At 73.1% G+C, this 13060-nt stretch carries 13 protein-coding genes and 1 riboswitch; of the genes, 3 read left to right on the top strand and 10 right to left on the bottom strand.

Annotated features, from left to right (window positions below):
• A partial coding sequence (locus ACFW2E_RS18260; RefSeq protein ID WP_384467546.1) for a steroid 3-ketoacyl-CoA thiolase occupies nucleotides 1-1148 on the bottom strand: 1148 nt, incomplete at its 3' end.
• A gap of 267 nt (nucleotides 1149-1415) precedes the next feature.
• Between ACFW2E_RS18260 and ACFW2E_RS18255 the strand changes: the two genes are divergently transcribed.
• Nucleotides 1416-2654 carry a cytochrome P450 gene (locus ACFW2E_RS18255; protein ID WP_384467544.1) on the top strand — a complete coding sequence of 413 codons (1239 nt, stop codon included), beginning with the start codon at nucleotides 1416-1418 and terminating at the stop codon, nucleotides 2652-2654.
• Nucleotides 2655-2785: 131 nt separating this feature from the next.
• On the opposite strand, the gene ACFW2E_RS18250 is transcribed toward ACFW2E_RS18255, so the two are convergent.
• Together ACFW2E_RS18250 and ACFW2E_RS18245 are read right to left on the bottom strand one after the other, a co-directional pair.
• Nucleotides 2786-3679, bottom strand: coding sequence for a hypothetical protein (locus tag ACFW2E_RS18250; RefSeq protein WP_384467542.1), 894 nt, complete (start codon nucleotides 3677-3679; stop codon nucleotides 2786-2788).
• On the bottom strand, nucleotides 3676-4209 hold the full coding sequence (locus tag ACFW2E_RS18245; RefSeq protein ID WP_384467540.1) for a SigE family RNA polymerase sigma factor: 534 nt from the start codon (nucleotides 4207-4209) through the stop codon (nucleotides 3676-3678). The genes ACFW2E_RS18250 and ACFW2E_RS18245 overlap by 4 nt, the downstream gene beginning before the upstream one ends.
• Before the next feature lie 210 nt (nucleotides 4210-4419).
• Here ACFW2E_RS18245 and ACFW2E_RS18240 point away from each other — a divergent pair, with 210 nt between their 5' ends.
• Nucleotides 4420-5058: a hypothetical protein gene (locus ACFW2E_RS18240; protein ID WP_384467538.1), complete on the top strand. Its 639-nt coding sequence runs from the start codon at nucleotides 4420-4422 to the stop codon at nucleotides 5056-5058.
• Nucleotides 5059-5073: 15 nt separating this feature from the next.
• On the opposite strand, the gene ACFW2E_RS18235 is transcribed toward ACFW2E_RS18240, so the two are convergent.
• The 7 genes from ACFW2E_RS18235 to ACFW2E_RS18205 form a co-directional block, all read right to left on the bottom strand.
• Entirely contained in the window at nucleotides 5074-5784 is a 711-nt protein-coding gene (locus ACFW2E_RS18235; protein WP_384467536.1) for a YoaK family protein, read from the bottom strand.
• 219 nt (nucleotides 5785-6003) lie between these two features.
• Nucleotides 6004-6420 carry a transglycosylase SLT domain-containing protein gene (locus tag ACFW2E_RS18230; RefSeq protein WP_384467534.1) on the bottom strand — a complete coding sequence of 139 codons (417 nt, stop codon included), beginning with the start codon at nucleotides 6418-6420 and terminating at the stop codon, nucleotides 6004-6006.
• Nucleotides 6421-6765: 345 nt separating this feature from the next.
• The gene (locus tag ACFW2E_RS18225) at nucleotides 6766-7557 is read right to left on the bottom strand and encodes an ECF transporter S component (protein WP_384467550.1); all 792 of its coding nucleotides are present in this window, start codon (nucleotides 7555-7557) and stop codon (nucleotides 6766-6768) included.
• Between the two features lie 296 nt (nucleotides 7558-7853).
• Nucleotides 7854-9524: an ABC transporter ATP-binding protein gene (locus ACFW2E_RS18220; protein ID WP_384467532.1), complete on the bottom strand. Its 1671-nt coding sequence runs from the start codon at nucleotides 9522-9524 to the stop codon at nucleotides 7854-7856.
• Nucleotides 9521-10621: an energy-coupling factor transporter transmembrane component T gene (locus tag ACFW2E_RS18215; protein ID WP_384467548.1), complete on the bottom strand. Its 1101-nt coding sequence runs from the start codon at nucleotides 10619-10621 to the stop codon at nucleotides 9521-9523. Before ACFW2E_RS18215 ends, ACFW2E_RS18220 begins: the two co-directional genes overlap by 4 nt.
• Before the next feature lies 1 nt (nucleotide 10622).
• Entirely contained in the window at nucleotides 10623-11309 is a 687-nt protein-coding gene (locus tag ACFW2E_RS18210) for an SCO2322 family protein (protein ID WP_384467530.1), read from the bottom strand.
• The gene (locus ACFW2E_RS18205; RefSeq protein ID WP_384467528.1) at nucleotides 11306-12541 is read right to left on the bottom strand and encodes a prenyltransferase/squalene oxidase repeat-containing protein; all 1236 of its coding nucleotides are present in this window, start codon (nucleotides 12539-12541) and stop codon (nucleotides 11306-11308) included. The genes ACFW2E_RS18210 and ACFW2E_RS18205 overlap by 4 nt, the downstream gene beginning before the upstream one ends.
• A 110-nt stretch (nucleotides 12542-12651) precedes the next feature.
• Nucleotides 12652-12791, bottom strand: a riboswitch (cobalamin riboswitch).
• Between the two features lie 77 nt (nucleotides 12792-12868).
• Between ACFW2E_RS18205 and ACFW2E_RS18200 the strand changes: the two genes are divergently transcribed.
• On the top strand, nucleotides 12869-12997 hold the full coding sequence (locus ACFW2E_RS18200; protein WP_384467526.1) for a hypothetical protein: 129 nt from the start codon (nucleotides 12869-12871) through the stop codon (nucleotides 12995-12997).
• The last annotated feature ends 63 nt before the right edge of the window (nucleotides 12998-13060 follow it).

The raw sequence follows: 13060 nt of genomic DNA, 5'->3' as shown, positions 1-13060 counted from the left end.
CCGGTGGCCAGTCCGCCGCCCGCGCACATCGTGATGAGCGCGAACTCCTTGTCGGCGCGCTCCAGTTCATGGAGCGCGGTGGTGATCAGCCGGGCCCCGGTCGCGCCGACCGGGTGCCCGAGAGCGATCGCACCGCCGTTGACGTTGACCTTCGTCAGGTCCTGCTCGAAGACCTGGGCCCAGCTCAGCACCACCGACGCGAAGGCCTCGTTGATCTCGACGAGGTCGATGTCCTTCAGGGACATGCCCGCCTTGCCCAGCACGGCCTTCGTCGCGTCGATCGGCCCGTCCAGGTGGAAGTGCGGGTCGGCGCCCACGAGGGCCTGGGCGACGATCCGCGCCCGGGGCCGCAGCTTCAGCGCCCGCGCCATCCGCTTCGACGCCCACATGATGGCTGCGGCGCCGTCCGAGATCTGGGACGAGTTGCCCGCCGTGTGCACCGCGGTCGGCATTACCGGCTTCAGGCCGGCCAGCGCCTCCAGCGAGGTGTCCCGCAGCCCCTCGTCCTTGTCGACGAGCCGCCACATGCCCTGTCCGGCATGCTGCTCCTCCTCCGTGGTGGGCACCTGGACCGCGAACGTCTCCTTCTTGAACCGCTCCTCCGACCAGGCGACGGCGGCCCGTTCCTGCGAGAGGAGACCGAGGGAGTCGACGTTCTCCCGGGTCAGGCCCCGGTGCCTGGCGATGCGCTCGGCCGCCTCGAACTGATTGGGCAGGTCGACGTTCCACTCGTCGGGGAAGGGCTTGCCCGGCCCGTGCTTGGAGCCGGACCCCAGGGGCACGCGGGACATCGCCTCGACCCCGCAGCTGATCCCGACGTCGATGACCCCGGCCGCGACCATGTTGGCGACCATGTGCGAGGCCTGCTGGGAGGAGCCGCACTGGCAGTCGACGGTCGTCGCGGCGGTCTCGTACGGCAGCCCCATGGTCAGCCAGGCCGTACGCGCGGGGTTCATGGACTGCTCGCCGGCATGGGTCACCGTTCCGCCGACGATCTGCTCGACGCAGTCGGCGGGGATGCCGGCGCGGCCGAGGAGTTCACGGTACGTCTCGCCCAGGAGATAGGCGGGATGGAGATTGGCGAGCGCGCCGCCGCGCCTGCCGATGGGGGTGCGTACGGCTTCGACGATCACGGGTTCCGCGGCCATGGGGGAGGTCCTTCCTCGGTCAACCCGCGCGGCGCAGGGGCGTCCCGGCCCGGCCCGCCACGCAGAACTAGTACGCGTTCTAGTTCTGTCTGAAGTCTGCTGACACAGCGTCCATTGCCGCAAGGGTCGTGCATCCTCCGAAGTTGCGATCTGCACGAATCTCGCACGCAATTGGCCGTGCCGGATGTCTTGCGACTTGTAGAACCCGTTACTACCTTCGCGGCAACCTCAATTCCTGATGGTCCGTCAGAACGACGGGAGCCGCCGATGCCGTCCTGCCCCGCGCTGCCCGACGGGTTCGACTTCACCGACCCCGATCTGCTGCACCAGCGCGTCCCCCTTCCGGAGTTCGCCGAACTGCGCCGGGCCGAACCGGTCCGCTGGATCCCGCAGCCGCACGGCCTGGCCGGGTTCGCGGACGACGGCTACTGGGCCGTGACCCGGCACGCGGACGTCAAGTACGTCTCCACGCACCCGGAGATCTTCTCCTCCTGTCTGAACACCGCGATCATCCGCTTCGGCGAGCACATCGAGCGCGACGCGATCGACGCCCAGCGGCTGATCCTGCTCAACATGGACCCTCCGGAGCACACCAGGGTCCGGCAGATAGTGCAGCGAGGTTTCACGCCAAGAGCCATCCGGGCCCTGGAGGACCGGCTGCGTGCCCGCGCCCACGCGATAGTCCGGGGCGCCCTGGCCCAGTCCGGCCCGTTCGACTTCGTCACCCAGGTCGCCTGCGAACTGCCGCTCCAGGCCATCGCCGAGCTGATCGGCGTCCCGCAGGAGGACCGGGCCAAGATCTTCGACTGGTCCAACAAGATGATCGCGTACGACGATCCGGAGTACGCGATCACCGAGGAGGTCGGCGCCGAGTCGGCCACCGAGATCATCGCCTACGCGATGAACATGGCCGCCGAGCGCAAGCAGTGCCCGGCCCACGACATCGTCTCGACGCTGGTGGCGGCCGAGAACGAGGGCAACCTCAACTCGGACGAGTTCGGGTTCTTCGTGCTGATGCTGGCGGTGGCGGGCAACGAGACCACCCGCAACGCGACCACCCACGGCATGCACGCCTTCCTGACCCACCCCGAGCAGTGGGAGCTCTACAAGCGCGAGCGTCCGTCGACCACCGCCGAGGAGGTCGTCCGCTGGGCCACTCCGGTCAACTCCTTCCAGCGCACGGCCACCCAGGACACGGAGCTGGGCGGCAGACTCATCCGCAAGGGCGACCGGGTCGGCCTCTTCTACGCCTCCGCCAACCATGACCCCGAGGTCTTCGAGAACCCCGACGCCTTCGACATCACCCGCGACCCCAATCCCCACCTCGGCTTCGGCGGCGGAGGCCCGCACTACTGCCTGGGCAAGTCCCTCGCGGTCCTGGAGATCGACCTCATCTTCAACGCCATAGCCGACGCGATGCCGGGCCTGCGGCTGTCCGGGGACCCCCGCAGGCTGCGCTCCGCCTGGATCAACGGCATCAAGGAACTCCAGGTCACCACGGACTGACCCCTCGACCCGGGCCGACGGCTCCCGGCGCCGCCGGCCCGTCCCGAGGGAGGCAGGAGCAACCCCCGTCCCTGCGCCCCGTTCCTGCCTCCCCCGAGACTTCCAGCCGGGCCGCACCCGGACGTGGCCGGTCACCCGGTCCGGCGCAGCCTCACCTTGTGGCCGTCGGCCGTGACCGCGTACACGACGCGCGAACCCGTCCCGGTGGCCGGGCAGTGGACGGCGACCATGCCGTCGGGAACGTCCGGCAGTATGTCGTCGGGTCCGGCGTCCGTCGCGGCCAGGCGCTTCGCGCGGATCCGTTCGACGGTGGTGAAGGTGCCGTCGGAGGCGTACCCGCGCCCGAGTGCCTTCTCGCACAGGGAAGTCATGGAGGCGCGCGAGCCGGTCGTGGTGTCCTCGCGCCACACGGCGACGAGCCGTTTCCGGGTGTCCAGGAACCGCAGCGTCCGGGCGGCCGGGTCGCCCGGGGTGTCCACGGTGACGTGGGCGGTACGCGCGACCGCGTCCGCGAGGTCGGGGGCCTGCGTCCGGAGCATCGGGCAGGGCTGGAACCGGCGTGGCGGATGCGGGGCGGTGAACGAGCCGTCCGCTCCCATAGTGAAGCCGCCGCCGGTCATCGGGCCGCAGGGATTGTTCACCTGCCAGGCGTTCGGCTTTCCGTCGGCGCCGATGACGATGTTCGCCGGGATGCCGCTGAGGTCGCGCCACGCCGAGACGTCGTGACCGTCGACCCGTACCGCGATCCACCGCCCGCGGAGGTCCTCGGGAGTGACGGCCGCGGCATCGAAGACGGGACCGGCCGCGGTGTCGCCCGTGTCGTGGGCCGCCCGCGTCACGACGGCCACCGAAACGGCGAGGGCCACCACACAGGCGAACACCCCGGCCACGGCGAGCCGTCGGCCCCGCCGCCGCCTCCTTCCCGCGCGGACCGCCTCGTCGACGTCGATGCGGTCGGCGGGAGCACGGACACTGAGGGACGCGATGCGCGCGGCGAGTTCTTCCGGCGTCCGGTCGGGGTTCACGACGCTCCTTCGGTCCTGGTCGGTCGCGCGGTCTCGGTCCGACGCGTCCGCAGCGCGGTGCGCAGAGCCTCCAGACCACGGCTCGTCTGGCTCTTGACGTTGCCGGGACTCGTCCTGAGCACGGCCGCGGTCTGCTCGACGGAGAGATCCTCGAAGAAGCGCAGGACGAGCACGGTCCGCTGACCGGACGGGACCGTCAGCAGGGCGGCGATCAGCTCGTCGTCGCGCTCCTCCATGCTGGTGTGCGGGTGCGAGCGCAAGGTGGCCACGTCCGCCTCGCTGACCTCGCGTCTGGCCGGTCGACGCCGGTAGTCCGTGTGGAGGTTGCACAGGATCCGGCGGACGTAAGCGCGCGGATCACCCCCCGCCACCACCCTGCCCCACCTGGAGTAGAGCCGGCCGAGCGCGTCCTGGACGAGGTCATCGGCGAGATACCAGTCACCGCAGAGCAGAAAGGCCGTCGTACGCAGACGTGCTCGATGCTCCACCACCCAGGTGCGGAAGTCCGTCTCGCGGGGATGATCGCTCACGCTCTCCCTCGTCTCACACGGCCGGACGCCCCTGCGCCGGATCCGAAAGGCGGCCCGGGCCCGCCTCTCCCGTGTCCTGCACGGAACCAGGGCCGCCCGGGGTTGCACGGTCCCCCATCCGAGCGGGGCGCCCGACCCGTCCGGCATGGCTCCGGGGTCCGCGGCGCCGCACGGCGGATGCTGATGCCTTCCCCCTCGCAGGAGAGGCCCGTGAACGACCACAGCCCGAGCGGAACCCGAAGACCGTCATCGGGCGGAACAGGTGAGGACGCCGCCGGTCAGGCCGGGGTCATCGGCATCGGGCTCGCCGCTGTGCTGGCGTTCGCGTTCGCGCAGGGTTCCTGGCAGTGGTTCGCCATGTTCATCGGGGTGACGCTCCTCGCGGTGTTCTTCGCCTTTCAGCGACGGCCGGTGTGGACGCCCGGCGTCCGATCGGCATACATGCGCGGTCTGGTCGCGTACTCGCTGGTCGTCGGCCTGTGCGTGGCGATCGTGCTGGCCCCGATGCTGCAGCGCTGGGCCTGGCTGTTCCCGATGTCGGGCACGCGCAGCGGGTGCGAGTTGCTGGGCAGGTACGAGGCCGTCCGGGCGACGGCCGCGCTGGCCGACCTGGTCGGCCGTGACGCCGCCGCCCTGGCGTACGCGCGGTCGGCCCAGAGCCGCCAGGCGGTCGCCGACTGCCTGGCCTCCACGACGACCTTGTGGCTGCCCCTGTTCGGCGCCGGGGCCGCCGTGCTGGTGGGTACGGTCGCGTGGTTCCGTGACCGGGCGCGGGCGCAGACGGAAGCCCGGACGTCCTCCTCGCCGGGACTGGTCGACGCGGGATCGCGCCGGGACGGCACGAAGTAGCCCCCGCACCGGACCTCACTCCCGCCCCGACGCCACCACCGCCAGTACGCCCGACGCCAGTGCCGCGACGAGCAGGGGAATCCACAGGTTGTGGTGGACCACCAGCCACGCGCCGAGCGTGGCGCCCAGCAGCATGGCGAGGACCGCGCAGACGCGGCGGACGGCCCGGCCCCGGCCGCTGCCGACCAGCGGGGAATCGGCGGCCAGGCCGGTCAGGGTCATGGTCAGGACCGTTGTCGTCAGGTCGGGCACCCCCAGCTTGCGCACGGTCGCGTTGCGCAGCCCCATCGCGAAGGCGGTGAGGGCGATGAGCGCGTACGTCGTGCCGTTCCGGCCCGGCGCGGCCAAGGCCCACACGGCCGACGCGCCGACCAGCACCGCCTCCACGGCCAGCGTCGTCCGGGCCCAGGTCCGCCGGGAGCGGCCCTCGAAACGCACCGCCATCCGGCCGCCGGCCGTCGCGCCCGCCAGGAAGCAGAACAGCGAGGTCACCGTGTGTGCGACCGAGAAGCCCGCCGCGCCGGCCGCCGCGAAGCCCAGCACCACCACGTTGCCGGTCATGTTGGCCGTGAAGACACGTCCGAGGCCCAGGAAGCTCACCGCGTCGATCAGACCGCTCACCACGGTCAGTACCAGCAGCACCACCAGCAGACGAACTCCGCGCGCCTCGGGGTCGGGCGCCGGTGGGCCACTCGCGTCCGCCGGGTCCGTCGAGTCCGTCGTCATGGATCCTCCGCGCAACCGGTGGGGCTGGGGGGGGCCATGGCAATCCGGGGGCCCCCGCTCCGACGCCCCGCACAGGCGCCGACACCCGCGCGGGGCCGGGGCGTGGGTGTCGGGTGCGGTATGGGGGACGTCGGCTGTCCGGGGCCGTACGTCGTGGCGCTGCCGGGAATCGCGCGCCGGTTTTCGGCGGAGAGGCGGGTCGGTACGGCCTGGGGCGGCTCAGTACCAGTGGTTGGCCTGCCAGAAGTTCCAGGCGCCGACCGGGCTGCCGTAGCGGGAGTTCATGTAGTCCAGACCCCACTTGATCTGGGTGGCGGGGTTGGTCTTCCAGTCGGCGCCGGCGGACGCCATCTTGGAGCCGGGCAGGGCCTGGACCAGGCCGTAGGCACCGGAGGAAGCGTTGGTGGCCGCGATGTTCCAGCCGCTCTCGTGCTCGACGATCTTGCTGAAAGCGTTGTACTGCGCGGCGTCCGGAATCATCTTGTGCGCGATCGCCTGGGCGGAGGAAGGCGAGGCGGTGGTGGCGGCCTGGGCGGGAGCCGAGGTCAGCACCATGCCGGTCATGGCGGCGGCCAGAGCGGCGGCGGTGAGGGCCTTCTTCGGGGAAGCGATGCGGCGGATGAAGGAGACGGACACAGAAAACCTCTTCGTCGGGGACAAGGAGTCGCCGTATGCCGTCACCGTGCGATGCGCGGTCGGGCCGTACGTCGGCGCCGCGATCCCGGGGGTTCGTGGCGCCTTGCGACGTCGTCCAGAGAACCAGGCCCGAAACCCGTCCGCAATGACCCCTTTTACTAGTTGTGGCCGAAACGAAGGCAAAGGTCGCTTGTGTGGCGTGGCTCTCAAAGTGCAGGTCAGAGGGGGTGCACTGTCGGACATATCGGACAAGTCGTCCTACGGTCGTGGATCGTAGGTGACCTGGGTCATGTGGGGTGCTTCACCGGCCCGGCGACGGACCGCACCCGCGCCCTCACGCTGGGGTCACCGGGTGGGCGGGGTGAATGTGACCGCGGTCTCGAAGGCGGCCCGGCGGGTGGCCCGGCGCAGCGCGCGCAGGAGGGTCGGGCCCAGCGCGAGGGTCAGTACGACGGTGCACAGGGCCCGGCCCAGGTCCCAGCCGAGCGAGGTGGCCAGGCAGTACGCGACGAAACGGGCCAGGTTCGCGGGGACCCCGGCGTGCGGGTCGAAGGCGATGCCCGAGGCCAGGGCGCCCGTGAAGGGCCAGCCCGCGAGGTTCATGACCGTGCCGTAGGCGAAGGCGGCGAGGAAGCCGTAGAGGGAGAGCAGCGCGAGCTCACCGCGGCCGCGCAGCCGGTCGGGCCCCGGGAGCAGCCCGGCACCCATCGTGAACCACCCCATGGCGAGCATCTGGAACGGCATCCACGGGCCCACCCCGCCGGTGAGCAGCGCCGACGCGAACATGGTGATCGAGCCGAGGGCGAATCCGAATCCCGGGCCGAGGACCCGCCCGCTGAGCACCATCAGGAAGAACATGGGCTCGATACCGGCGGTGCCCGCGCCGATCGGCCGCAGTGCCGCCCCGGTCGCGGCCAGCACGCCCAGCATGGCGACCGCCTTGGGCCCGAGTCCCGACTCGGAGATCGTCGCGCCCACGACGGCGACGAGAAGGACGAGCAGCCCCGCGAAGAGCCAGGGCGCGTCCTGCGCGTGCGCGGCGATCTGCGAGGTGGGCGGGGCGAGGAACGGCCACCCGAAGGCGACCACCCCGACGGCACTGACCAGCACGAGGGCGGCGACGGAGCGGGGCCCCAGGCGGACGGGGCGGGCCTGCGGCTGCGGCCGGGACGTGGGCCGGGGCTCGGATCCGGGACCGCCGGGCCGGCCAGTCCGGCTGCCGCTGGAGACGGGTCCGCCGCCGCCCGTGACCTGGGGGGCCTCATGGGCCCGCCCGTGACCGCCGGGTGCGGGACGTGAGAGCTCGGGGCCGGGGGCCTGGTCGTCGGGTGTGGGGTGGGGGTGCCTGGGGGTGCGGCCCTGGTCGTCGGGCGCGGGGTCGGGGGTCTCGTGGGCGTGGCCCCGGTCGTTCGGCCCGGGAGGGGGGAGCGCGGTCATGCCAGGGCCTCCCGTACCTGTGCGGTCGTGAGCCACTGCTGCGGGGCCAGGATCTTGGTGACCTGCGGGGCGAAGGACGGTGACGAGACGACGATGTCGGCCGTCGGGCCGTCGGCGATGACCTCCCCCTCCGCGAGGAGCACCACCCGGTGGGCGATCTCGGCGGCGAGTTCCACGTCGTGGGTGGCCAGCACGATCGCGTGCCCCTCGGCGGCGAGCCCGCGCAGCGCGGTGACCAGGCGGGCCTTCGCCGCGTAGTCCAGACCACGGGTCGGCTCGTCCAGCAGGAGCAGGGGAGGACGGGCGGTCAGCACGACGGCGAGGGCGAGCGCCAGCCGCTGGCCCTCGGACAGGTCCCGGGGATGGGTGCCGTCACCGATGCCGGGCAGGAGATCGGAGACCAGCGCCCGGCAGGTGCCCGGTTCGGCCTGCGCGTCCCGGTCGGCGGCCGCGCACTCGGCGGCGACCGTGTCGGCGTAGAGCAGATCGCGCGGCTCCTGCGGGACCAGGCCGACGTGCCGCACCAGGTCGCGGGGCGCCGTGCGGTGGGGGACCGCACCACCGACCAGGACCGACCCTGCGGACGGCTCGACGAGCCCGACCAGGGTGTTCAGCAGCGTGGACTTCCCCGCGCCGTTGCGTCCCATCAGGGCGACCGTCTCGCCCGGGGCGAAGCCGAGGTCCACCTGCCGCAGGGCGTCGACCCGGGCCCTGCGGACGGCGAGGGAACGGACCTCGGCGACCCTCGGGGGCGCGGTGTCGGGAGTGCGCCTGCGCAGGAAGCGGCGGGGCGCGGGCACGCGGGGCGAGGGCGAGGCGGTGACCGCCGGCGCCGGGCGCGCCGCCTCCCGGCCGCCGAGCCGTTCGCGCAGCTCGCCGGCCCGGCGGCGGGCGTCGCGCACGGTCAGCGGCAGCGGGGACCAGCCGGCCAGCCGGCCGAGGTCCACCACCGGCGGGTACACCGGCGAGACGGCCATCACCTCGGCCGGGGTGCCCAGCATCGGGGCGGCACCGGGGGCGGGCAGCAGGACGACCCGGTCGGCGTACTGGATCACCCGCTCCAGCCGGTGCTCGGCCATGAGGACCGTCGTACCGAGGTCGTGCACGAGGCGCTGCAGAACGGCGAGGACCTCCTCCGCGGCCGCCGGGTCCAGCGCCGACGTCGGCTCGTCGAGGACGAGGACCGCGGGATGCGGGGTGAGGACGGAGCCGATGGCGACGCGCTGCCGCTGCCCGCCGGAGAGCGTGGCGATGGGCCGGTCGCGCAGGTCGGCGAGACCGAGCAGGTCGAGCGTCTCCTCGACGCGGCGCCGCATGACGTCCGGGGCGAGACCCAGGGACTCCATCCCGTAGGCGAGTTCGTCCTCGACCGTGTCCGTCACGAAGTGGGCGAGCGGATCCTGGCCCACCGTGCCGACGACGTCGGCGAGTTCACGCGGTTTGTGGGTACGGGTGTCCCGGCCGGCGACCGTGACACGACCGCGCAGGGTGCCCCCGGTGAAGTGGGGGACGAGTCCCCCGACCGCGCCGAGCACGGTGGACTTGCCGACCCCGGACGGACCGACGAGCAGCACGAGCTCGCCCTCCGGGACCTCGAAGTCGACGCCCTGGACGGTGGGCCCGGCCGCCCCCTCGTACGTCACGGAGACTTCCTCGAAGCGGATCACGACGGCTCCTTCGGGACGACGAAGGCGGGGAGCAGGGCGAGGAGTACGGCGGCCGCCGGCCACAGCGGGAGGGCGGGCGCGGTGAGCGGCACGACCCCGGGGTGCAGTGCGTCGGGGTCGCTCGCGGAGGCCAGGGCGAGCAGTGCGGCGACCGCGGCGCCGGATCCCGCGACCAGCCAGGCGCGCGGGTCCCAGGGGTCGGGGCGGTACCGGGTACGCAGGGTGCGGCGGCCGCCGAGGCGCAGACCCGCCAGTGCGGCGGCGACTCCGGCGAGCAGGACGGGCAGCCCGTACGCGCCGCCCTCGGCGGTGAGCAGCCCGTACGTTCCCGCGCAGACGCCCAGCAGGCCGCCGAGGGTGAGGGCGGTGGTGGTGCGCCGGACCGGCGCGGGGACGTCGGCGGTGCGGCCGTAGCCACGGGCGTCCATCGCGGCGGCCAGCGCGACCGACCGCTCCAGCGCGCCCTCCAGCACCGGCAGTCCCACGTGCAGCAGGCCGCGGATGCCCCGGTCCGGGCGGCCGCGCAGCCGGCGGGCGGCGCGCAGGCGCTGGACGTCGGCGATCAGGTTCGGGGCGAAGGTGAGCGCGACGACCACCGCCACGCCCATCTCGTACAGCGCGCCCGGAAGGGACTTCAGAAGGCGGGCCGGGTTGGCGAGGGCATTCGCCGCGCCCACGCAGATGAGGAGCGTGGCCAGCTTCAGGCCGTCGTAAAGCGCGAAGACGAGCGCCTCCGCGGTCACCGGGCCGCCGAGCCGGATGCCCTGCGCCCAGTGGGGGAGCGGGACTTCAGGGAGTGTGACGATCACCCGCGTGCCGGGGATGGGGGATCCGAGGAGCACCGCGAAGACCAGCCGGACGACGAGGACCGCGAGGGCGAGCTTGACGAAGGCGGTGTACGAGCGGGACCAGGGGGCTGCGGTGCGGTGGGTGGCGACCACGTAGCCGGACGCGGCCACGAGGAGGCCGAGGAGGAGGGGGTTGGTCGTGCGGGTGGCGGCGGTGCCGAGGCCGAGGGCCCACAGCCACCAGGCGCCGGGATGAACGCTGCTCCGGTGCCGCTGCCGGAAGGTGGGGACGCTCGCCCGCGCCGGCACGTCAGGCACGACGTCGTGCCTGCCACAGCGCCGCCGCTCCCAGCAGTACGACCAGGCCCGCCCCGGCCAGCAGACCCAGCGACGGCCCGTGGTCCGAGGCCTTCGGCTTCCCGGCCGCCTTCTCCCCCTTCTCTCCCCTCTCTCCCTTATCTCCCTTCCCCGCCTTCTCCGTTTCGTCCTTCTGCGTGCTCACCTGCTCCCCGCACCCCTTCGCCGGATATCCGGAGATGGCGCACAGCAGGGCGTTCGTGTCGTAGCGGAGGGGCTTGGCGACCGCTGCCAGGGCCTCGGCCGTCGTCGCGTCGGGGGACACCCGGGCGCAGGCCGTCCGCCGGGCGGGCGGGGTCTCGCCCGACGGGGCGTCCGTCGTCGTACCGAAGTCGACGACCAGCGCCACCCGCTTCTTCCCCTCGGCGGCGGGGGTGCCGGCGCAGATGGTGCCGAAGTCCGCCGTGCCGCGCGGCCGGGTCGCGTCGGCGGAGTCCTCGCTCACCGCGAAGCGGAAGCCCTGGACGTCCCCGTCGGCGGGGCGGGCCGTCGACGGTCCCTGGGTGGCGTACGTCCAGCGGCCGCCGTCGCGCTCCCAGAAGGACCAGTAGCGGTAGCCGACGGCCTCAGCCTGGCCCGCGGTCCCCCACAGGAGGAGCGCGGCCAGGAACACCGGTACGGCACGGCGGACGGCGGTCACGGCTGCTGCCGCTTCCGGCGGCCGCTGAGGAGGAAGCCGATGCCGATGCCGGCGACCAGACCGGTGCCGACGATCCACCAGACGCCGTGGCCCGAGTCGGACTTGCCGGGCTCTTCGGCCTGGTGTCCGGTGGGCTTCTTGACCGTCTGCGGGGCGGGGCCGGTCGCGTCGAGCGCCCGCACGAGGTCCGTACCGGCGAAGTTCCGCGGGTCCTCGCCCATCGCGTGCGCGGCCAGGATCAGTTCGGCGTAGGCCGCGGGTCCGCTCTGCTTCACCCACGCGCCGGAGTTCTTCTCCAGCCAGGCGTACGGCTTCTTCGCCTGCTCGGTCCAGCCCTGCGCGGCGAGCGCGACGACCGCGTCGGCGGTGTTGCCGTAGTCGGGCTGATCCTTGGCGCCGGGGAGCGCGGACATCAGGTGGTCGCCGGTGCGGTGCATCTCGGCGGTCAGGTACGCGGCACCGTTGCGCGCCACGTCCTTCGGCTCGAGCGCCTTGCCGGAGGCGGAGCACTCGGGGGCGGCCGCCGGAGCCTTGCCCGTCGTCGTCACGAACCCCTTGCCGAGCGCGCCCAGCACGCCGGCCGCCGTCGCGTCCGCGTTCGCCGCCAGCCCGCCCTTCTTGTCCGGCTGGTAGGCGAGCGCGCCGCCGCCGTCCTCGTCGCAGGCTATGGACCACTTGGCCAGCAGGTCGTACGGGGTCTTCCCGAACGAGCGCAGCACGGCGGGGTCGTCGCCGACCGCCGTGAGCGCGCCGACGACGACGCCGGTGGAGTTGGTGTCGCTGGGCCTTTCCGGGGCGTAACCCCAGCCGCCGTCCTTGTTCTGCTGGCCCTTCAGCCACTCCACCGCCTCGCGGGCCTGGCCGTAGTGGTCGCCGACCGCCACCAGGGCCTGCGCGGCGGCGGCCGTGGCGTTGGTGTCGAACACCGCGGTGCCCTCGCAGGGCTTCGAGGTGTCGGCGCGGAAGGCGGCGAAGGCGCCGTTGGAGCACTGCTGCTCGGCCAGCCAGTCCACGGCCTTTCCGGAGGGCGTCACACCCACCGCGCGCTGGGCGATCATCGCCAGCGACTGGCGCCAGACACCGTCGTACTTGGGGTCCGAACTGCCGTACAGCCCGGACGGGCGTGCCGTCGACGGGGACGCGGATGCAGACGGGTCTGCGGCGATGGCGGGCGTGGCCGTGCCGATCACGGCGACGGCTCCCAGCACCGCGGCGCTGCGGCGTACGTTCATGGTCGGCGGGTGCCTCTCCCTGTGGGGAGCCGGGCAGCACGGGACACCCCGGGCGGCTCGGCTCCGTATACCTCGACGGTGCCGTGCGCGGGCGGGTGCCTGCGCGCGTGAGCCGGTCAACGTCCAGTGCGGGGCAGTCCGGCTCACCGCCCTTGCGGCGGTTCACGGTTGCGGGTCAGCGCCGGAATTGCACCGGCTTCCCCCCGTACGGGTGTGATGACGACGCGGTCACTCTACCGGCCCGTAACCGGAGGGCTGGGTGGTGGCCGTGAGCAGGATGCACACGCTCCGGACAGAGTGGCCGGGCTCTGTGGTTAAGGTCACGCCATGACGACAACGGGGAGACTGCTGGGCTCCGGCCGCTCGGCCGACGTGTACGAGATCGACGAGGCGTGGGTGCTCCGCCGTGACCGCGAGGGCCGGGGGGACGCGGGCGGCCCGGCGGCCGCGCTGTAGGGAGTTGGGCGGCGCCCGCGCCCCCGCCCCCCCGGGCGCGCGCCCGCCCGCCGCCCCGCCCCC

The sequence above is a fragment of the Streptomyces sp. NPDC058964 genome (assembly GCF_042741275.1).
Lineage (GTDB): Bacteria > Actinomycetota > Actinomycetes > Streptomycetales > Streptomycetaceae > Streptomyces.
The sequence above is the reverse complement of the archived record's forward strand: the minus strand, read 5'-3'. Positions and strand labels throughout refer to the sequence as shown.

What these genes read in the sequence shown, in the direction of transcription:
- ACFW2E_RS18255 (WP_384467544.1), top strand. Translation starts at nt 1,416, where the DNA reads ATGCCGTCCTGCCCCGCGCTGCCCGACGGGTTCGACTTCACCGACCCC.
- ACFW2E_RS18235 (WP_384467536.1), bottom strand. Translation starts at nt 5,784, where the DNA reads ATGACGACGGACTCGACGGACCCGGCGGACGCGAGTGGCCCACCGGCG.
- ACFW2E_RS18205 (WP_384467528.1), bottom strand. Translation starts at nt 12,541, where the DNA reads ATGAACGTACGCCGCAGCGCCGCGGTGCTGGGAGCCGTCGCCGTGATC.
- ACFW2E_RS18200 (WP_384467526.1), top strand. Translation starts at nt 12,869, where the DNA reads ATGACGACAACGGGGAGACTGCTGGGCTCCGGCCGCTCGGCCGACGTG.